Origin of the sequence: Alcanivorax sp. (genome assembly GCF_002733835.1) — a bacterium.
Lineage (GTDB): Bacteria > Pseudomonadota > Gammaproteobacteria > Pseudomonadales > Alcanivoracaceae > Alcanivorax.
Genome location: NZ_NVWY01000004.1, coordinates 79,341 through 99,436, shown reverse-complemented (window position 1 = coordinate 99,436; position 20,096 = coordinate 79,341). Strand labels below are relative to the sequence as shown.

The 20,096-nt window shown below is 58.8% G+C and carries 19 protein-coding genes; 2 read left to right on the top strand and 17 right to left on the bottom strand.

Annotated elements, in window-relative coordinates; all coding sequences use genetic code 11:
* The first annotated feature begins 182 nt into the window (after positions 1-182).
* Entirely contained in the window at positions 183-1,133 is a 951-nt protein-coding gene (gene corA, locus COA55_RS03680; RefSeq protein ID WP_063519410.1) for a magnesium/cobalt transporter CorA, read from the top strand.
* Between the two features lie 51 nt (positions 1,134-1,184).
* Here the strand turns inward: corA and COA55_RS03675 are convergent, their stop codons facing one another.
* Together COA55_RS03675 and COA55_RS03670 are read right to left on the bottom strand one after the other, a co-directional pair.
* Positions 1,185-2,021 (bottom strand): MBL fold metallo-hydrolase, encoded by an 837-nt coding sequence (locus COA55_RS03675; RefSeq protein ID WP_290500697.1) that lies wholly within the window; start codon positions 2,019-2,021, stop codon positions 1,185-1,187.
* 76 nt (positions 2,022-2,097) lie between these two features.
* The gene (locus COA55_RS03670) at positions 2,098-2,577 is read right to left on the bottom strand and encodes a hypothetical protein (RefSeq protein WP_290500696.1); all 480 of its coding nucleotides are present in this window, start codon (positions 2,575-2,577) and stop codon (positions 2,098-2,100) included.
* A gap of 74 nt (positions 2,578-2,651) precedes the next feature.
* On the opposite strand from COA55_RS03670, the gene yaaA reads away from it, so the two are divergent.
* Complete coding sequence (yaaA, locus tag COA55_RS03665) at positions 2,652-3,431, top strand: peroxide stress protein YaaA (protein WP_290500695.1); 780 nt, start codon at positions 2,652-2,654, stop codon at positions 3,429-3,431.
* 50 nt (positions 3,432-3,481) lie between these two features.
* On the opposite strand, the gene COA55_RS03660 is transcribed toward yaaA, so the two are convergent.
* From COA55_RS03660 to COA55_RS03590, 15 genes are all read right to left on the bottom strand, one after another.
* Positions 3,482-3,787, bottom strand: a complete 306-nt coding sequence (locus tag COA55_RS03660) for a hypothetical protein (protein WP_007149397.1) — start codon at positions 3,785-3,787, stop codon at positions 3,482-3,484.
* Between the two features lie 21 nt (positions 3,788-3,808).
* Positions 3,809-4,741, bottom strand: a complete 933-nt coding sequence (locus tag COA55_RS03655; RefSeq protein ID WP_290500694.1) for a universal stress protein — start codon at positions 4,739-4,741, stop codon at positions 3,809-3,811.
* A complete protein-coding gene (fnr, locus tag COA55_RS03650; protein ID WP_290500745.1) occupies positions 4,738-5,475 on the bottom strand; it encodes a fumarate/nitrate reduction transcriptional regulator Fnr in 738 nt (245 codons plus the stop codon). Before fnr ends, COA55_RS03655 begins: the two co-directional genes overlap by 4 nt.
* 53 nt (positions 5,476-5,528) lie before the next feature.
* A complete protein-coding gene (gene hemN, locus COA55_RS03645) occupies positions 5,529-6,902 on the bottom strand; it encodes an oxygen-independent coproporphyrinogen III oxidase (protein WP_290500693.1) in 1,374 nt (457 codons plus the stop codon).
* A 73-nt stretch (positions 6,903-6,975) separates the two neighbouring features.
* Positions 6,976-7,758 carry a sulfite exporter TauE/SafE family protein gene (locus COA55_RS03640; RefSeq protein ID WP_290500692.1) on the bottom strand — a complete coding sequence of 261 codons (783 nt, stop codon included), beginning with the start codon at positions 7,756-7,758 and terminating at the stop codon, positions 6,976-6,978.
* Positions 7,748-8,008 (bottom strand): cbb3-type cytochrome oxidase assembly protein CcoS, encoded by a 261-nt coding sequence (ccoS, locus tag COA55_RS03635; RefSeq protein ID WP_290500691.1) that lies wholly within the window; start codon positions 8,006-8,008, stop codon positions 7,748-7,750. The genes COA55_RS03640 and ccoS overlap by 11 nt, the downstream gene beginning before the upstream one ends.
* The gene (locus tag COA55_RS03630) at positions 7,987-10,353 is read right to left on the bottom strand and encodes a heavy metal translocating P-type ATPase (protein WP_290500690.1); all 2,367 of its coding nucleotides are present in this window, start codon (positions 10,351-10,353) and stop codon (positions 7,987-7,989) included. The genes ccoS and COA55_RS03630 overlap by 22 nt, the downstream gene beginning before the upstream one ends.
* Positions 10,350-10,868: a FixH family protein gene (locus tag COA55_RS03625; protein ID WP_290500689.1), complete on the bottom strand. Its 519-nt coding sequence runs from the start codon at positions 10,866-10,868 to the stop codon at positions 10,350-10,352. Before COA55_RS03625 ends, COA55_RS03630 begins: the two co-directional genes overlap by 4 nt.
* Complete coding sequence (ccoG, locus tag COA55_RS03620; protein ID WP_290500688.1) at positions 10,837-12,249, bottom strand: cytochrome c oxidase accessory protein CcoG; 1,413 nt, start codon at positions 12,247-12,249, stop codon at positions 10,837-10,839. Before ccoG ends, COA55_RS03625 begins: the two co-directional genes overlap by 32 nt.
* A gap of 100 nt (positions 12,250-12,349) precedes the next feature.
* Positions 12,350-13,267: a cytochrome-c oxidase, cbb3-type subunit III gene (ccoP, locus tag COA55_RS03615; protein ID WP_290500687.1), complete on the bottom strand. Its 918-nt coding sequence runs from the start codon at positions 13,265-13,267 to the stop codon at positions 12,350-12,352.
* The gene (locus COA55_RS03610) at positions 13,264-13,431 is read right to left on the bottom strand and encodes a cbb3-type cytochrome c oxidase subunit 3 (protein WP_290500686.1); all 168 of its coding nucleotides are present in this window, start codon (positions 13,429-13,431) and stop codon (positions 13,264-13,266) included. The genes ccoP and COA55_RS03610 overlap by 4 nt, the downstream gene beginning before the upstream one ends.
* Positions 13,428-14,063: a cytochrome-c oxidase, cbb3-type subunit II gene (gene ccoO, locus COA55_RS03605; protein WP_063521377.1), complete on the bottom strand. Its 636-nt coding sequence runs from the start codon at positions 14,061-14,063 to the stop codon at positions 13,428-13,430. The genes COA55_RS03610 and ccoO overlap by 4 nt, the downstream gene beginning before the upstream one ends.
* 10 nt (positions 14,064-14,073) lie before the next feature.
* Complete coding sequence (gene ccoN, locus COA55_RS03600; RefSeq protein ID WP_290500685.1) at positions 14,074-15,504, bottom strand: cytochrome-c oxidase, cbb3-type subunit I; 1,431 nt, start codon at positions 15,502-15,504, stop codon at positions 14,074-14,076.
* A gap of 317 nt (positions 15,505-15,821) precedes the next feature.
* Entirely contained in the window at positions 15,822-18,926 is a 3,105-nt protein-coding gene (locus COA55_RS03595; protein ID WP_290500684.1) for an efflux RND transporter permease subunit, read from the bottom strand.
* Positions 18,926-19,996, bottom strand: coding sequence for an efflux RND transporter periplasmic adaptor subunit (locus COA55_RS03590; protein ID WP_290500683.1), 1,071 nt, complete (start codon positions 19,994-19,996; stop codon positions 18,926-18,928). The genes COA55_RS03595 and COA55_RS03590 overlap by 1 nt, the downstream gene beginning before the upstream one ends.
* Between the last annotated feature and the right edge of the window lie 100 nt (positions 19,997-20,096).

The window sequence follows — 20,096 nt, the reverse complement described above, 5'->3', positions numbered from 1 at the left end:
TAGCCAGCAGGCGGTCTGCTTGGGATGGCCCCATTAAACCCGCCCAGTGATGCAGCTGCGCATTGCTACTGAGGTCGATAAGGGAAGCAGTTTGCCGAGCCTGAGGCCCGGTTGTCGGTAAACACATAACGGCTCTATAAAGATTGCCGGCCGCTGCCGGCGAGGATGATCAGGGAAACATCATGCTGCATATCTTTCGAATCGAAAATGGTGTCCTGCGCGAAAAGGATGTGGACACCATCATGCCGTCCCTGGCAGAAGACGGCAGCTGGATCGACCTGGTTGATGCCGAGGAAGACGAGCGGAACCTGGTCCAGCAATTTCTCCAGGCGGAACTGCCCGATTCCGACGACATGGAAGAAATTGAAGCCTCGGCCCGCTTTTTCAGTGATGAGCAGGGGCTCCACGTTCACTCCCTGTTCCTGTTCCAGTCGGAAGGTCGGGCCCGGACTTCCACGGTGGCCTTTGTGGTACAGGAAGGGCGGCTGCTCTCGTTCCGCGATTCCCGGTTGCCGGATTTCCGCTTGCTGCGCCTGCGTGTGCGGCGGGGCTGGGTCAAGGTATCGCAACCCCTGGACATCCTGCTGAGTATTCTCGACCAGAAAGTGGAAAATCTGGCGGATGCCTTGGAAGACGTGCACCGGGACCTGGAAAAAGTCGGCTATAGCGTGCTTGAAGAAGAAAACGGGGAGCTGGAAGAGGACATTGAACGCCTGGCACAGCTGGAAGACACCAACGGAAAAATCCGCCTGTGTCTGATGGATACCCAGCGATCCATCTCGTTTATTCAGCGCTATGTGCGATCGGACAAGGTGCGCCGGCGTACCTGTGCGGAAATCCAGCACGACCTGGACACTCTGCTGTCACACACGACTTTCCTGTTCGACAAGATCAACTTCCTGATGGATGCAGCCCAGGGCTTCATCAATATCCAGCAGAATCAGATCATCAAGATCTTTTCCATCGCGGCGGTGGTGTTCCTGCCGCCCACCATGATTGCCAGCATTTACGGAATGAACTTCGAGGTCATGCCGGAGCTGGATTTCCGCTTTGGGTACCCCATGGCCATTGGGCTGATGGTGCTGTCCGGCATGGCGCCGTACTGGTATTTCAAACGAAAGGGCTGGTTATAGCGGGTGGCCTGACCTTTGGTCCTGATCTTTGGTGAAAGGCGGCGTCGGGCGTCAGGATTGCAACGCCCAGCCACTCGCCGTTTCAGATGCCTTGCCTTCTGCGGCCAGCTTGATCAGATGAGCATTCAATGAAAGCTGTGCCACTCCGTGCAAAAAGGCCGGCACATCGTCATATACCGCCGTTACCAGTGTTGCCAATGGTTGCGCCGTTGCCGTCAGACAGTCGACTACCTTGTCTTCTCGTTTCTGCCGGTGGGCCAGGGTTTGTGAAAGGGTGTCTTCCGGGTGGCTGATGACATCGCCATGACCTGGAGCCATCAGGGTAATGCCCCGATTTTGCAATTTTCTCAGCGAAGCAAAGTACGCCTGCATGGAGCCAGAAGGGGGGGCGATCACTACCGTGGAGCCCTGGATCAAGTGGTCGCCGGTGAATAGCAAACCCTGTTCGCTCAGGTAGCAAAGATGGTTTCCCACATGGCCCGGGGTCTCAATGGCTGTCAGGCTGACACCGCCACAATTCACCGTATCGCCTTCAGTTAACAGGCGGTCCGCATGCCAGCTTTCATCCTGCAGCCCATCATCTGGCACAGAAGGTCCCAGGCAGCGAGCACCGGTGGCGGCCACCAGGGCCAGTGCGCCGGGAGAGTGATCGCGGTGAGTGTGAGTCACGATGACCTGAGTAATCGGCTTATCCAGCGCGCGTGCGGCCTGCAATAATGCCTGCAGGTGCTCTTGATCCTCCGGGCCGGGGTCAATAACGGTAAGGCTGTCCCTGCCAAACAAATAACTGTTGGTGCCTGGCCCGGTCATCATGCCCGGGTTGCGCGCCAGTACCCGCCAGGCGTGGTCGCCGATGGGGGTGAGCTGGCCGGGAATCAGTGATGCCATAATGACTCCTGGGAGTTTGGAAGCCGCATTGTGACGATTCATGTCAGATCATGCCAGCCCGGTCTTGCGTGCCTTATTACGCTTCCGGGTAGGCCAGTTTTTCCACCACCCTCAGTTGCCAGCGATCCACCCGCGTTTTTTCCTCCGGGTGACGGCTGACAACCGCAAATTGATATTCACTGCCGCGGGGCAGATACATCTGCAGGGTAATGTGCTGCTGATAAATGACCTGACAATCATCCGCTGACCGGCAATGCAGCGCCTGTGCCTGCAGGGAGAGTGCGGCTATATCCTGCTTGCCTTCATTGCGAACCGTGCCGCTAAGCCGCACGCCGGATTCCGAGTCACGAATTTCCGAAAGGGCCAGTTCCACTCCCTTGGGTGGCAAATATACCTGATCATCCTTGCCGCCTTGCCACACACCGACGGCCAGCACGATCAATCCGGCCAGCACCAGACTGGCGATCAGCAAAAACGGACGCCGGCCCCACTGCCAGCTCCCCCATAACAGGGCAGAGACCGCGATAACCACAGTTAATACAAGCAATAGGCGCATTTATCCTCCACAGATGCAGACCTGACCTTTCCTGATTCATATAATCCCAGCAGGCATATGTAAAGGAGAAGGGCATGTTGATTGTTGTCTCGCCGGCAAAAACGCTGGATTACGAGAGTGAATTACCGGCACTGAAAGCCACGCAACCCCGCTTGCTTGACGATAGCGAGGTGCTGATTGAGCGTGCACGCCAGCTTTCGCCGGCAGATATCAGCAGCCTGATGAGTGTCAGTGACAAAATCGCCCATCTGAATGCAGAGCGTTTTTCCTTGTGGGCTCGCCCCTTCAACAAGAAAAATGCCCGCCCGGCGGCGTTTGCTTTCAAAGGCGATGTGTATACCGGCCTGGACATCGAATCGTTCACAGACAACCAGCTCAACGATGCCCAGTCGCGATTCCGCATGCTCTCCGGCTTGTATGGGGTGCTGCGCCCACTGGACCTGATGCAGCCTTATCGGCTGGAAATGGGCACACGACTGGATAACGTTCGCGGCAAGGATTTGTATGCCTTCTGGGGCAGCACCATTACCGACTTGCTGAACAAGGACATGAAGGCGGCCAAAACCGATACCCTGGTGAATCTGGCGTCCAACGAGTACTTCAAATCGGTGAAGAAGAAGGACGTTGCCGGCACCATCATTGAGCCCGTTTTTCAGGACGAAAAAAACGGCAAGTACAAGGTTATCAGTTTTTATGCCAAGAAGGCGCGCGGCCTGATGGCGGCCTGGATTATCAGAAAAGGATTGAAGGATCCGGGCAAGCTGAAACAATTTGATGTGGCGGGCTATCGCTATTGTGAGGCGGAATCCACAACGTTGAAGCCGGTGTTTCGCAGGGCAGAGCAGGGCGCCTGACAGGCTTGGGCGATGACGCAGGCAGCGCCGGCGTCATCGTTTTCATGTGCTCAGTGCTTCTTGTTGTCTTCGAATTCACTCTTGGCGGCGAGAAAACCGGTTTTCAGACCATCCCAGGCGATTTCAAGCCCGGCTTTGATGTCATCCCAGGCGTCATCGCCATGGGATTCCAGCCGCTCCAGTTTTTCCTCGAACTCGCTGCGCCGGCCTTTCATTTCGTTGAGCTTTTCCCGGGCCTCATCGCGCCATTCATCACGCAAATCGTTCAGCCGTGCCGACAGCCGATCCAGCTGGTAGTCCCAGTCCTCAAGCTGCTGACGGGCGCGGGCGGTAAAATCCTTTTTATCTGACATCATGGAGCCTCTCTAGTGTGAGTGTCATTGGTCATCGTCATTGTTGATCCAGGGCGACTGGAAGTCCTCCGGTTTGATCACCAGTACGTCCGCGTTAGCGCGAGTAATCACGGACTCTGCCGTGGAGCCGAGCAGCAGCCGCTCTGGCAGGTTGCGGTGCACGGTACCCAGCACCAGCAGGTCTACGTCTTCCCTGTCGCAATAGCTGGCCAAGCTGTGGGCAATGGGGCCATTCAGGGTGATCAGCTGGCTTTTATCCAGCCCCTGGGCGGCCCCGAATTGAAAGAAATTATCGCGATGGAAGGCGCGCACTTTTTCCATGCTGCCGGTGTAATCCGGAATGGCTTCGCCGGCCACCATAATCAGGCCTTCATCCATTTCATCGAGCACGTGGCAGGCGGTGAGCTCGGCACCAAGCAGGGTGGCCTGCTGTTGTGCGCCTTCCAGTACCCGCACAGAGAGCCGGTCATCGGAGGCTTCCCCGGTGCCCGGATCCAGCGCGGCAAGAATGCGAGGGGAGGCACTCCACTCCCTGCTATGCACGCAAAGCACCGGGCAGGGCGCCTTGCGAATTAATTGCCAGTCCCTTGGGGTAAAGAGGTGGCGGCGCAGGGCACTGTCGTCGCTGGTATGCACCACCACCAGTGACGGAGTCAGCGTCAGTATGGCCTTGCGCAACCCATCCATGCTGTCTTTTTCCCAAAGAACACGGATCTCGCCTGCATCTTCACCCAGCAGTGCGGCGACGCGTTTGTGCCAGGCTTTACTGATCTGTTGCCGGGCCGCCTGCTGGCGTTCGGCATCCAGGCCAACGGCACGCACCATAGCGGAAGAATACGCATTGACGATGACTTGGAGCGGCGCCCCGGCCGCAGCCGCGATGCGCTGCGCTTTGTTCAGGGCGGGCTGGGCGGCCTTCAGATTACGGTCAAGAATCGCGACGACAGGTGTTGTCACTCTGTGAGCTCCAAAGCGGGATCGTGGTTCTGGCCGCACAGGCGGGCACGATCAAGAATTTCAATATCGCGGCCGGTAACGCGAACCCATTGATGTTGCTGGAAACGGGTAAAAATACGGCTTACGGTTTCCACGGCCATGCCGAGATAATTGGCGATGTCGTAGCGGGACATGGGCAGGCGAAAACGATGATCGCTCAGCCCGCGGCGCTGGTGCCTGGCAGACAGTGACAGCAACAGGGAGGCTACACGGTCATCCGCACTTTTCTTGCCAAGCAGCATGTGCAACTCCCGATCCGCCCGAATTTCATTGCTCATCAAACGGAAGAAATGATGCTGCAGAGAGGGAATCTGCTGGGACAGCGTTTCGAGTTGCGAGAAGGGAATCTCGCACACCGTGGCGGTCTCAAGGGCTTTGGCATTGGAAACATGGTGCGCGGTACTGATGCCATCCATGCCCAGTACCTCGCCGGGCAGGTAAAACCCGGTGACCTGTTCCTCTCCGTCATCGCTGACCACATAGGTTTTCAGGGCGCCAGAGCGCACGGCATACACAGAATCAAATCCGTCGGTGGCGCGAAACAGGTGCTCGCCGCGTTTCAGTGGGCGGCCTCGGTGGATAATACGATCCAGCTGGTCCAGTTGTGCCGGGGCCACTGCCAGGGGCAGGCAAATGGGGCTGAGGCTGCAGTCGTTGCAGGAAACATGATGAGACACGGTCAGACTCCGGTTGATCGCTGCGTAAAGCGTCACTCTTAGAGTATAGAGTGAAAATAGTAGAATAAAGGTCAAATAATCCGGCTAAACCGGGCTTGCTGCTGATTCCGGGTGTAGCGGTCAAAGGGCATCACCAGGGCCCGGCTAACCAGGCGACCGCTGTCGGTGATATGCAGCCGATTCTTTTCCACAGCCACTAATCCCTGCGCCTCAAACGCCACCCATTCAGACAGGGCATCCGCAAAATAATCCGGGAAATCAATCCCCCAGGTTTCGCTGAATACGGACATGTCCACGGACAGATCGCACAGTAACTGAATAATCAGCGCCCGGCGGATCTGGTCGTCGCGATTGAGAATGAAGCCTTTTTCAATCGGCAGACGGCGCTGCGACAAGTCGCGGCCCCAGCCATCCAACGTCTTGTGGTTCTGGGCGTATAAATTGCCGAGCTGGCTGATCGCACTCACGCCGAGCCCCAAAAGGTCTGCGTCGCCATGCAGGGTGTAGCCCTGGAAATTGCGATGCAGCAGGCCGTTTTTCTGTGCCACGGACAGGCTTTCGTTTTCCAGCGCAAAATGGTCCATGCCGATATATCGGTAGCCTTGCTCTTGAAGCATTTTTCCGGCCCGGGTCAGCATGCCGAGCTTCTCTTCCGGGCCGGGCAGGGCTTGCTCCTGGATCTGACGCTGAACCTTGAACCGTGAAGGCAGGTGGGCATAGTTGTACAAGGAGATACGATCTGGCCGAAGTGGCAGCAGCCGCTCCAGCGTGCGTGCCAGGCTAGATTCAGACTGCCAGGGCAGGCCGTAAATCAGATCGGTATTGATAGAGCGAAAACCAAAGTCACGGCTCCATGCCATGGTATCGCGGATCAGCTCATAGGGCTGGACACGATTGACCGCTTTCTGCACACGCGGATCCAGATCCTGCACACCCAGGCTGACGCGATTAAAACCGAGCCCGCGCAGCAATCCCAGCCGGGATTGATCCACGGTGCGCGGATCGATCTCGATGGCATAGTCACTGCGTTCGTCATCGCGCAAATTGAAGTGGCGAGCCAGGTCGTATACCAGCTCGGTGAGCTGTCCGTCATCGAGAAAGGTGGGGGTTCCGCCGCCCCAGTGCATCTGCGTCACCGGCCGTCGCTTGTCGACTCGCGTGGCCTTGCGTTTGATTTCGCGTTTCAACAGTTGCAGATACTCCGCCCCTCGCGCCTTGTTGGCGGTGACAATGCGATTGCAGGCACAGTAATAGCAGACGCTGTCACAGAAAGGGATGTGCATGTATAGCGACAAAGGCCGGCGAGCCACATTGCCTTCATCCAGTGCCAGCCAGAAGTCTTCTTCACTGATGCCATCGTGAAAACTGGTTGCCGGCGGATACGATGTGTAGCGTGGGCCTGGGCCGCCGTACTGCCGAATGAGTGATGTATTCCAGCGAATCATGGACGCCTCCTGCGGCCGCACATCAGTGTGAGGCTGATTATCCTCCTGCCGGCGCGGCGCTATTTGATCCAGATCAAGGGTGGGCGTGATGCTGGTGCGTATTGTGCCTTTGTACATCATTTTCGGCGGCAGAATGAGAGGGCATGGCGTGTGCAGCATGGCTATGCTGCATCATGCTCATGGCTTGCCAGAAGAACACCAGCGCGAGACACAAGGTGAGGACGCTGGCCAGAACGGGCCAGGCGCCACGGCGAAAACGCTGTAGTTGAGACGCCAGCACTCCCGTGGTGGCGACTGGAACCACGGTAATGACACCGAAACAGAACATAACCAGCGTCCCCGCCAGGGCCGAGCCTGCAGTGGCGGCCAGTGCCAGAGCGGTATAGATCAGCCCGCAGGGCAGAAACCCCCACAACGCCCCCAGCCCCAGGGCTTTTGCCGGATGGTCAACAGGCATCAGCTTGCGGGTAACCGGTTGCAGTCGCCGCCACAGGTGCTGACCAATTTTCTCCACGCGCTGAAGCAGCCCTCCGCGACCGAGCAGGTACGCGCTGAGCAACAACATCAACAGACCGGACAGTATCAGCCCCACCGCCATGGAGGGGCCGGGAAGTTGTGCCAGGAAGGTGCCGCCAAGCAGGCCCGCCAATGCACCCAGGGCGCAGTAGGTGCCGACGCGGCCCAGCCCGAATAACAGCTGCCACCCCCACAGGGCCATTCCCTGGCGCCGGGCTTCCGGGATGGAAAAGGTCAGCGCGCTGCTGATGCCTCCGCACATACCAATGCAATGGACGGAGCCGGCACTGGCGATCAGGGCGGCACTGGCAATCAGGGAGGCAAGGGCTTCAATGGTCATCGCGAGGGCTCGATGGTGAATCCTGGATGCTATCTGTTTTATCTGTTCTGTCTGAACTGTCAGCGTAGTGCGGTTCTTTTTGTGCCTGTGTTCTAGCCTGCTTGCGCTGCTCCCTGTCTTCGAACACAACTCGCCAGGCCGCGTTATCCAGATCATCAAATTGATCCTTGCGCAGCGCCCAGAAGAGGGCAGCAATGGCTCCAGCCAGGAACAACAAGGCTAGCGGTATCAGCAGGAAGACAATTTCCATCGAGTCACCCGGGTGGCGTTGAATGTGACCAGAAGCGAGCTGGCTGACATGCCCAGCGCTGCGGCCCAAGGCGGCAGCAAACCACTGACAGCAAACGGGACGGCAAGGATATTGTAAAGCAACGCCCAGGCCAGATTTTGCCGGATGGTGCGCTGACAAAGCCGGGAAAGGCGAGGCAGGGCAGGAACCGCGTTGAGCGTGTCATGAAGAAGGAACAGTCCAGCCGCCCGCTGGGCCAGGCTGGTCGCATTGCCAGTCGCAACGGAGACCGAGGCGGCGACCATGGCCTGGGCATCATTGATGCCGTCACCGATCATCATTTGCGGCGCACTGCTTTCCAGTTGTGTCAGCCAGGCGGCCTTCTCGGCGGGGCGTTGTTGAGCGCGTCGCTCATCAATCTCCAGCTGATCGGCCACCGCATTCACCGCGTGAGCATTGTCGCCACTGGCCAGGCGTGAGGTAATGCCGAGATCAGCAAGGCTCTTCACCACAGCGCGAGCCTCCGGGCGAATCGGGTCCTGCAGCCATACGTAAAGCCGTACTTCATTATCGCAAAGCAGTTGCAGGCATGTGGTGCCGGGGCGCGCCAGATCCGGCGCACCGGTGATACGCCATGCGTTACCCTGCAGCATGCCAGTGACTCCCGTATGGTCGGCATGAAGCGCCGTGACACCGTGGGGGCGGGAGTATTGCTGGAAGGGCTTTGCCAGCGGGTGCGGATTATTCCACTCCAGTGCGGCGGCAATCGCCAGCAGATCCTGCTCCGGCGTCGTGCTGTTGGCTGCCTTTGTATCGACAATACGAAACCGGCCAGCGGTGAGCGTGCCGGTTTTATCAAACAGTACGCCTTTCACCGCGGTGCAGCGCAGAAGCTGCCGGGGTGAGGCAACCAGGATGCCTTCGCGCAATGCGGTGCCGAGTGTCGATGACAGGGTCAGGGGGACAGCAAGAGCCAGCGCGCAAGGGCAGGTCACCACCAGTACGGCCAGGGTATGTTCAAACGCCATGGCCGCGCCGGCGGACCAGTGCAAGATAAAGGTCGTTGCGGCCAGCAACAGGATGCCACCGGTAAACAGCGGCGCGATACGTTGCCAGTCCCTGACCACTTGCACGCGTTCATGCTGGGCGTGCTCCACCTGCTCAGCGATTTTTGCCACCAGGCTGGAGGATGCAGGCCCCGAGGCTTCCAGCACGATATTGCCTTCCACCAGTCGGCTGCCGGCATGGACCGGATCATTAATGCCATGGCTTACCGGCAAAGGCTCGCCATTCAGTGCCGATTCGTCGAAAGCACCGCGGCCTTCGATAAGGATCCCATCCACCGGAATAATGTCACCCTGTATTAGCTGCAGGCGATCTCCTTTGGCCACCTGGCGGGCGCTGATCCAGTGCGCTATCTGCTGCCCATCAAGGCGGCGTACGGCCTGGGGCAGGGTATCGCTGACTCGCCGGTAAGCTTGCTGGATCGTCATGCGCTGACGCTGCTCCAACCAGCGACTGGCCAGCAAGAAGAACACAAACATGGCAGCGGAATCGAAATAGACGTGCCTGCCTCCGGTAGCCATCATCACCAGGCTGCCGGCCCAGGCCAGCAGCAGTGCCAGTGCGATGGGCGCATCCATGGTCAGGCGTGCCTGCTTGAGGCCGCGCCAGGCTCCCTGGAAAAACGGCCAACCGGAGTAGAACACCACCGGCGTGGCCACGGCGAAACTGGCCAGCCGGAACACCCATTCGTAAAGCGCGTCTTTGCCGTCGAACACGCCGATATACAGGGCGGTGGAGTACATCATGGCCTGCATGGCGCCCAGCCCGGCCAGTGCCAACCGGCCCAGCAATTGCTTATGCGCACGTTGTTCGTCGGCCCGGGCGCGAGGGTCGCCGGGCAGAGTCACCGTGTAGCCCAGTGCCTGAATCCGTTGTACGGTCTGGCTGGCCTCAGCTTGGCCGCTGTAGTCCACGGTCAGTGTCATGCTGGCCAGGTTGACGCTGCTGCGCCGCACGCCGGGCTGTTGGCTCACCGTTTTTTCGATCAACCAGCTGCAGGCGGCACAGGTTAGCCCACCCAGCTGCAGTTTCAGGCGTTGGCCATCAGCAAGGCTGGTGAGGTGCGGGGCAATTAATTCCGGCACAGAGAAAAGTGCGCAATCCAGCGCCTGGCGCTGATCGTCAGGCTGTGGCGCGGCATCCTGGCGCATCTGGTAGTAGTCATCCAGGCCCAAGCCATAAATGGTTTCTATGGCGGCGGCGCACCCCGGGCAGCAGGCATCACGGGGGCCGTCAGGCGTTTGCGCGGGGAAGGCGCCGGCGGGAGCCGGGTTACTGCAATGCCAGCAGGCAGAAGTCATGGTGTGGCGGTTTTCCCCAGGATCAGGTTGTCGCCTTGCGCCATGACAGTCTGATACAGGCGCCAGTGATCGCCAGAGGCGGTCACCGTAGCGGCACGGCGACCATCATGGGGCAGGGTGCCGTCGCTGCGGTACAGGGTGCCTTCAATATGCTCCAGGGCAAGGGTGACATCCCGTTCCGGGAGCGTCGGGTGGCGCAGGGAGATGTTCAGGGTGTCGGGCATGGGAATGCCCGCCTCGCTGCTAAGGCGCGCCTGAATGCCAGCACCCACCTGGGCCAGTTCAAGGCGAATACCCAGGCGCGCCGCAAGACGCTCCTGCTCCACGGAGCGGTTGATGGCTCGCCCCTCCTTGTACCATTCGTCTACCACGGGCGTGTCGGCATTAACGATGGCGATATACAGCAGCGTCAGGCCGCCGACTACCGATGTGGCGGGCAGCAGGATTGCCAGCCACAAAAAAGGGTAGCGGTACCAGGGAAGCTCATCGCCCTGGGGCAATGAATCGGGATTCATGGCGTTTCTCCAGGTCAGGATCATCCAGTGCCGTTACCGTAAACCAGATCGGCGCGGATTCCATTTCCACCTCATAAGGGTCATAGCTCACGGTCACCGGCAAAGACAGTTTCTTGCCGCCGTCGAGGGTGAATTCAGTGCGGTTCTTCATGCGCAGGCCATCTGGGCCTTTCATGGTAAGCATGTACCGGTGGCTGTGCTGCCCCTTGTTCTGGATTTCCAGCCGATAGATGTTTTCCACTTCGCCACTGCTGGCGGTGCGGTAGAGCTGATTCCGGTCTCGAATCACATCGACCTGCAGTGGCACACGGCTGTACAAGGTGCCCATAAACAGGCTGCCCATGATGATGAGGATGGCACCATAGCCGATGAGTCGGGGGCGCAGAATGCGAGTCTTAAAGCCTTCCAGGGCGTTTTCGGTGGTGTAGCGAATCAGCCCGGGTGGCTTGCCGATATGATCCATGACGTCGTCACAGGCGTCCACGCAGGCCGCGCAGGTAATGCATTCATACTGCAGCCCATCACGAATATCGATGCCAGTGGGGCAGACCTGAACACACATGCCGCAGTCGATGCAGTCGCCTTTTTCCACCACCGTATCTTCCTGCTGGCGTTTTTTGGCACCACGGCCACGGGGTTCGCCGCGTTGTTCGTCGTAAGACACGATCAGCGTGTCGCGGTCGAACATGACGCTCTGGAAACGGGCGTAGGGGCACATGTAGAGACATACCTGTTCGCGCATGAACCCGGCGTTGCCGTAGGTCGCCACTGTGAAGAAGCCCACCCAGAAGAGCTCCCAACCTCCCCAGCTGAAACTGAGCAAGCGGGTGGTCAAGTCCGTAATCGGGGAGAAGTAGCCGACAAAGGTAATGCCGGTAAGCAAGGCAAGCATCAGCCAGAGCACATGCTTGCTGCCACGGCGCATGATCTTGATTGCCGTCCAGGGGGCACTGTCCATCTTTATACGGCTGTGGCGATCACCTTCACACCAGAACTCGATCCACTGAAAGAAACGGGTCCAGGTGGTTTGCGGGCAGACGTAGCCACAATAGACGCGGCCCGCCAGCACGGTAACAAAGAACAGGGCAAATGCGGCCAGGATCAGGATCCAGGACAGCAACAGAAAGTCCTGGGGCCAGAAGCTGGCACCAAAAATACGGAACTGACGCCCCGGCAAATCAAACAGAACCGCCTGCTGGCCGTCCCAGCGCACCCAGGGCAGGATCATGTAAAGGCCCATGGTCGCCAGAATGGTGACGTCGCGGATAAACTGGAAACGTCCGGAAACGGATTTAACCTGAATGCGCTCGCGCTTGCTGTACAAGCTCACGCTGCCGCCATCGGTGGCATCCGTGACCTTGATGCGCTTGGGGTCCGACATACTACTCTCCGCTAACACCGTTGCGCCGCCGGCATCCCCTCACTGTTATGAATGATGGGCGGTGGCACCTTGCCTGTATAAACCAGGGCTGACCCGCGGATTACTCCGCGGTGTCAGCGTTCCGGGACAGGCTGTAAACATAGGCTGCGATTACATGAATGCGCTCTTTACTGAGCAGGTTTTCATGGGCCGGCATGTGGCCCGCGCGGCCGTGGCGAATGGTGTATTCGATATCTTCCACGCGCGGACCGTACAGCCAGGTGGTATCGGTGAGATCCGGCGCCCCCATCATGATGTTCCCCTTGGCGTCCTGCCCGTGACAGGCAGCGCACATGGCGAACTTGGGTTTGGCCCGCTCAATCGCCGCGGCCTTCTGGCTGTCCTTGGCCAGGTCCGGTCGACTCAGACTTTGCACATACAGCGCCATGTCCCGTACCGCTTCATCGGTGTTGCCGATGGCTGCGGCCATGGGGGGCATGGCTGCCTTGCGCCCTTTGGTGATGGAGGTGACGATCTGATCCGGCTCGCCACCGTACAGCCAGTCGTCATCGGTCAGGTTGGGGTAGCCCTTGGCGCCACGGGCATCGGAGCCATGGCAAATGGCGCAGTTGTTCGCGAACAGGCGACCCCCTACTGCCAGCGCTTCCGGGTATTCCACCAGCTCCTCGATGGCGACTTGCCCATATTGTTCGAACAGCGGGCCAGTGCTTTTTTCCATCACGGCCACTTCTTTCTGATACTGGTTATCGCTGGTCCAGCCCAGCACCCCGTCGAACTTCCCGAAGCCGGGGTACAGCACCAGATACACGGCAGAGAAAATCAGCGTGCCGATAAACAGGAACAGCCACCAGCGGGGCAGGGGAGCGTTGCGCTCCTGAATGCCGTCGAAGCTGTGGCCCGTAGTCTCCTTGGCGGCTTCCTCTGCAGAAATCTGGTTATTCCACAGCAGCAGGCCGCCGCAACCCAACAGGTTGATAACGACGATGACGATAATGAACCAACTCCAGAAGTCACTCATTGCTCGTCCCCCTTATCAAGGTTCCCGGCTGTTCGCTCGTCCGCATCCAGCGCGATATAGGCGAGCTTTTCGTAATCTTTTTTGCGACTGGGGCGATACACCCACGCCGCCATGGCAACAAATGCCAGGAAGAACACCAGGGTAAACAGGGCGTGATAGCTCATTGCACAGCCTCCTTGCGTTCCTGACCCAGCGACAGCAGGTAGGCCACCAGTGCATCTTCTTCCGTGGCGTTGGCCCACTCGCCGTTGACCTTGCTCATCTGCTCGGCGATGTCTTCATCGGTATAGGGAACACCAAAGGCATTCTTGAATACCGACAATTTGCGCTCGGTCAGATCCCAGTCCACCGGGGTTTCCTGCAGCCAGGGGTAAGCCGGCATGTTGGATTCGGGCACCACCTGGCGTGGATCGCGCAGGTGCTCGCGGTGCCATTGCTCGGTGATGGGTCGCAGGCCCACCCGGGCCAGATCTGGCCCGGTGCGCTTGGAGCCCCACAGGAAGGGATGCTCCCACACATCTTCACCAGCCACGGAATACGCGCCGAAGCGTTCCGTTTCCGCGCGCAGCGGCCGCACCATCTGGGTATGGCAGACATGGCAGCCTTCGCGGATGTAAATATCCCGGCCTTCCATCTCCAGGGCGGTGTAGGGTTCCAGGGTTTCCAGCGGCTCGGTGGTCGCTTTCTGCCAGAACAGCGGCACGATCTCTGCGAGCCCCCCGAAACTGACGGCGATCAGTGTCAGCACAATCATGAGGCCGACATTCTTTTCTACTACTTCATGAGCGTTAGACATGTCGTTCTCCTCAGTCAGCCTGCTGCACGTTGTCTTCACCGTGGCAGTCGCGTTCGGCACGGACGGTTTTATAGACATTGACGGCCATCAGGATCATGCCGCTGAGGAAGATGATCCCGCCCAGCAAACGAATGATGTAGAACGGATGCCGCTCGACCAGCTCCTGCACGAAGTTGTAGGTGAGGGTGCCGTCGGTGTTCACCGCGCGCCACATGAGCCCCTGCATAATGCCGGACACCCACATGGAGGCGATGTAGAGAACCGTGCCGATGGTGCTTAGCCAGAAGTGGGTGTTGATCCAGGAGATGGAGTACATTTGTTTGCGCTCGAACAGGCGCGGCACCATCACATAGGTGGCCCCGATAGTGATCATGGCAACCCAGCCCAGGGCGCCGGCGTGTACGTGGCCGATGGTCCAGTCGGTGTTATGGCTGAGCGCGTTCACTGTCTTGATGGCCATCATCGGGCCTTCGAACGTGCTCATGCCGTAGAAGGACAGCGCCACAATCATAAAGCGGATGATCGGATCGGTGCGCAGCTTATGCCAGGCCCCGGAAAGGGTCATCATGCCGTTGATCATGCCGCCCCAGCTGGGCGCCAGCAGCACGATGGAGAACACCATGCCCAGGGATTGAGCCCAGTCAGGCAGGGAGGAGTAGTGCAGGTGGTGCGGCCCGGCCCACATGTAAACCGCGATCAGGGCCCAGAAATGCACAATGGAAAGGCGGTAGGAATACACCGGCCGTTGGGCCTGAACGGGCACGTAGTAGTACATCATGCCCAGGAAGCCGGCAGTCAGGAAAAAGCCCACCGCGTTATGGCCGTACCACCACTGCACCATGGCATCGATGGCGCCGCTATAGGCGGAGTAGGACTTCATCAGGGAAACCGGTACTGCCAGGTTGTTCACCACATGCAGCAACGCGATGGCAATGATAAAGGCACCGTAGAACCAGTTGGCCACATAAATGTGGGAGGTCCTGCGCTTGGCGATGGTGGCAAAGAATACGGCCGCATAGGCCAGCCAGACCAGCGTGATCAGGATGTCGATGGGCCATTCCAGCTCCGCATATTCCTTGGTGGAGGTAAAGCCCAGGGGGAGCGTAATGGCAGCGGCGACAATCACCACCTGCCAGCCCCAGAAGCTGAATGCCGCCAGTTTGGGAAATGCCAGGACCGCGCTACAGGTGCGCTGGACCACATAGTAGGAGGTGCCCATGAGGGCTGAGCCGCCGAAGGCAAAAATGACCGCATTGGTGTGCAGGGGGCGCAAACGCCCGAAGCTTAACCAGGGGATATTGAAGTTCAGGGCAGGCCAGGCGAGCTGGGCGGCGATAAACACCCCCACCGCCATACCCACGATCCCCCAAACCACAGACATAACTGTGAATTGCCGAACAACCTTGTAGTTGTAATCCGGCGAAGCAACAGCATTTTCCATGTGCGTTTCCTTCCGATTTTTGTGCGAGCAGACTGTAACAGGCACAAACGCGGTCCTTTTTGATGCAGATCAAGTGGCGCTGTCGGTTGCTCACGCCTTGATCGGCAAGCCTGGGCGTCCGCACCCCAATTGCGGGTAATAGCCGCAAATGCTGTACGGGAATATCGCTATACTATTTCGGACTAAGTGAAATAGCGATAGCGATACGGCACATCCAGGCAGGACATTTTGCCCCACCCCTTTTGCGTCCAAATGCACACTCTCTTTGTGGGCAATTTAGGGGGTGAGGTCAACGGAAAGCGGGGATATTTTTGAATCTACGCAGAAGAATTGCGGGACAGGCCAAAAATCAGCGCCGTCAGGCAAGCCAGGAAAGTAACGGTGACGATGGCGGTGCCGAGCAAGCCGAACAGCACGATGGCACCAACCCCGCGATATAACTCCGTCCCTTCACCGGGGATCAGCACCAACGGGGCAAGGCCGCAAACCGTGGTGATGGTGGTCATGGCAATGGGCCTCAGTCTCGATGCCACCGCATCGCTGACCGCCTGCGCAGCAATGCTGCAGGCACGCATGTTCAGGGTGGCTTCGTGAACAATCAGGATAGGGTTGTTCACCACCGTGCCCATCAGAATCAGGAAGCCCAACATGGTAATCATGTCGAAAGGCTGACTGATACCAGCGGCATTCATCAGCGCGAGGCCCAGCAAACCGCTGGCAATGCCCAGGGGGATGGTGGTCATGATCAGCAGTGGGTAGCCCCAGTGTTTGAAAATGGCGACAAGCAGCAAATACACCAGCAGCAGGGCGACCACATAGTTACCGCTGAGCGATTGTTGTGTTGCCTGCAGCTGGTCGCTGGCGCCGGACAGGCTAATGCTGATGGTGTCCGGAATGGCCCCGTTGTCACGCAGCCGCTGGACCATGGTGCGCACCTGTGCCACGCCGCTTTCCAACGGCACTGACCGGGGCGGAATGATATTCAGCGTCACCGTGCGGCGGCCATTAACCCGGCGAACCACACTGGTATCCACGGTTTCCTGAAGGTCAGCCAGAGACGATAGCGGCACAGTGGCGCCAATAGGGGTATGCACCGGCAGGCCGGGCAAGGTGGTCAGAGACGGCGAGCTGCCAGTACGGTCGCTATAGGCGTAGATATCCACCTTGTCGTCACCAAGGAAGAATTCGTCCAGGAAGGCGCCATCGGTGAGCGCCGCCACGGTATAGCCCAAATCCCGGGTGGAGAAACGCACCTCCGCCGCGCGGCTCCAGATGGGGCGGACTTCAATCAGTGGCTGGGCCAGCGACAGACTGGCGGGCTGGGACTGGATGCGCGGATTGTCGAAGACGGTTTCCGCTTCCCGATACAGCGTTCTGGCCACATCATAAATCTCAGCCAGATCCTTGCCCGCCACATCCAGTGTTACGCTGCGGGTGCCGCCATCATTGCTGGAAATGATCGAGCCGCGAGCGGCAAAGGCGCGCATACCTGGGTATTGCCGGTAAACCTGGGTAATCCCGTCCATCATCGGTTCCATATGGGCCGGGTCCATGGGTTCAGCGATGATGCGCAGGTTCTCGGCACTGACGCCCAGGTTCATGTACTTGAGTGGCGGCATGGACAGTTCGCCGCGGTCATAGGCCTGCGGGTCCTGGCCTACCAACGGCAACAGTTCTGCTTCCACTTCGTCAGCAATCGCGGCCATGGTCTCCAGATTGTAGCCGGGTGGGGCGTTCATGCTGGCAAAGGTCTTGGGTTCTTCACCTTCCGGTAAATATTCTGCGGGTGGCGTCAGGAACACCACAATGGCGGTGGCAATTGCCAGCGTAATGCTCAGGGTGGCAAGTTGGCGCGGGCGGGTGGCCGATAACTGTGTGGCCCAGCGATTGATCGCTCGCATCCACCGGCTGTGTTCACCGTCATGATCCATCACGGCGGAGAAATCCAGCCGGGCGGAGAGGGTGGGGATCACCGTCATTGCCACCAGCATGGAGACCAGAATCGAAGCGGAAACGGCAATGGCAATATCGGAGTACAGTTGCCCGGCTTCTTCCTGAATAAACACCACCGGAAGAAATACCAGCACCGTGGTCATGGTGGAGGCAAACACCGCCGGCCACACTTTCTGGATACCGCTCACCGCTGAGCGGATTCGATCAAGCCCTTTGCGCCGCTCCATTTCGATGCTTTCCAGCACTACAATCGAGTTATCCAGGGTCATGCCGATAGCGAAAGCAATGCCCGCCATGGAGATGACATTGATGGTTCGTCCGGCCAGCAACAGCCCCAGGAAAGCTGCGATGGTACAGATGGGAATACCAATCACGCCTACCGCAGTAATGCGTACCGAGCGCAGAAACAAAAACATGACCAGGGTGGCGAAGAGGGCGCCGATGCCGAGATTGATCCACACGTTGGCCACCGAGGCTTCCACGTAACGCACGTCGTCGGACATTAGCGACATGTCCATGCCGGCCGGTTCCAGCACCTCCTTTTTAATCAGGTCGACCTGCTCCAGCATTCCCTGCTTGATGTCGATTACGTTGGAGCCGGTTTCCCGGCGGACCGCCAGCATGATCACCGGATTGCCGTTGAAGCGGGATATCTGCCGCACGGGGAAGTGATCCATGACCACGATGGCCACATCCTGCAAGCGCACCAGTGAGTCGCCCTGGCGCTGCAAAATCAAATCGTTGAGATCATCCAGATTTTCGAAACGGCCCACGGTGCGAAGCAGGTAGCGCCGCTTTCCACTATCTACTTCACCGCCGGAAATATCCTGATTGCGTTCGCGAAGGGCATCGCGCACATCCACTACGGTCAGCCCGAACTGGGCCAAAGCCTGGGCATCGAGCAGCACCTGAATCTGCCGTTCAGCACCGCCACGCATTTCCACCATGGAGACGCCCTGTACGCTTTCCATGCGCGGGCGGACCTCGTCGTCAATAAAGTCACGCATCATGTCCATGTCCAGGCCGCGGGGGTTGCCGGCCTGCGGGTAGACACTGAAATACATGAAGGAATTGCTGGAAAACGAAGAGGAGAGAATTTGTGGTTGGTCCACCGTATCCGGGTAGGCGGGGACCTGGCTGAGCGCGTTGTTCACCCGGATCAACGCATCGGTAATATCCACGCCAAAAGGGAATTCCAGCTCGATCTCCGCTTCTCCGCTGTAGGCGGTAGCGGTGAGGCGACGCAGATTGGGTAGATTGCGCAGGTATTCTTCCTGCTCAATCAGAATTTCCTTTTCCACATCCTGGGGCGTGGCGCCGGACCAGCGTGTCAGTACGCTGATGCTACGCACTTCCAGATCAGGAATCATTTGCACAGGAATACGCAGCGCGGCAAGCACACCGAGCAGGGTGATGATCAGCACGATCACCGTCATCAAGGTGCCGTTACGTACAATCCGTTCGAACATCAGCGGGTCACCTGAACACGATCACCGTCTCGCAACCCTTCGTTTCCACGGATTACCACCTGATCGCCCTTGCTGAGGCCTTCCAGAACGATTACCGGATCGGATTGCCCCGATCGCACCTTGATGGCGCGCCGCTGGGCGACTGCCTTATCGTCATCCGTGACCACAACCCACACCGACACATTACCCTGAACATCGCGGAGCAGGGCATCGCGGGGCACCACCGGCTCCGCATTCGGGGCCTGAATGGCCAGATTGCCGAACACGGCCATGCCCGGGGTCAGATCTTTGGCATCCAGGCTCGCACGCAGGGTGAATGTTCGGGCGGCCGGGTCATTCACCGGCACAATAGCCGTTATCTTCGCGGCCATGGTCCGTTCGCCGGTGGCCTGGGTTTGGGCGCCGGCATTTTCCTGGCGAATCGTAAGCGGGGTGCCTGTATCGATCTGGGAGTAATAGCGCTGAGGCACCGCGAAATCCGCATGCAGTGAACCTGTACCCACCAACTCAAGCACTGGCGTACCGGGCACCACCCATTCGCCCACCTCGGTCAGCTTGGCGCTGATAACCCCCGGAAACGGAGCTTTCAGAGTGTGGCGCTGAAGCAACGCTTGCTGGCGGCCTACCTCGGCCTGACTGGCCGCCAGAGCCGCCTTGCTGGCCTCCACCTGGGATTCCAGACTGCGGACTTCGCTGGCGGCGATACTGCGGCGAGCAATCAGGCTACTGGCTTCATCCAGTTGCCGCTGTAAATCCGCCAGCGTGGTTGCCTGCTGTTTATGGCTGGCTTTTGCCTGTTGCAAGGTTAGCCGGTTAATCTCGGCGTCCAGCGTCAGCAGCACGTCGCCAGACTCAACCCGGGAGCCGATATCTACGTTCAATTTGCTCACCAGGCCAGCCACTGAGGCAGAGAGCCGGGCGGACTGATCGGCTGCCAGGGTGCCATTGATCAGCAGTTCACGAACCGGTTTCTGCATTTTCACCGTGGCGACGGAAACCGGTACCGGATTGGCCTGCGTTATCAGTGGCAGGCAAAAAGAGACAAGCAGGCAGAAACGCAGCGCGAGCATAGACAGCAGAAACTCCGGCAGTAGAACAGTGTAATGGCGATAGCACCCAGACTAACGCGATTTAACTGGCCAGGGCATCCAGATGCAAATACTAACCGTT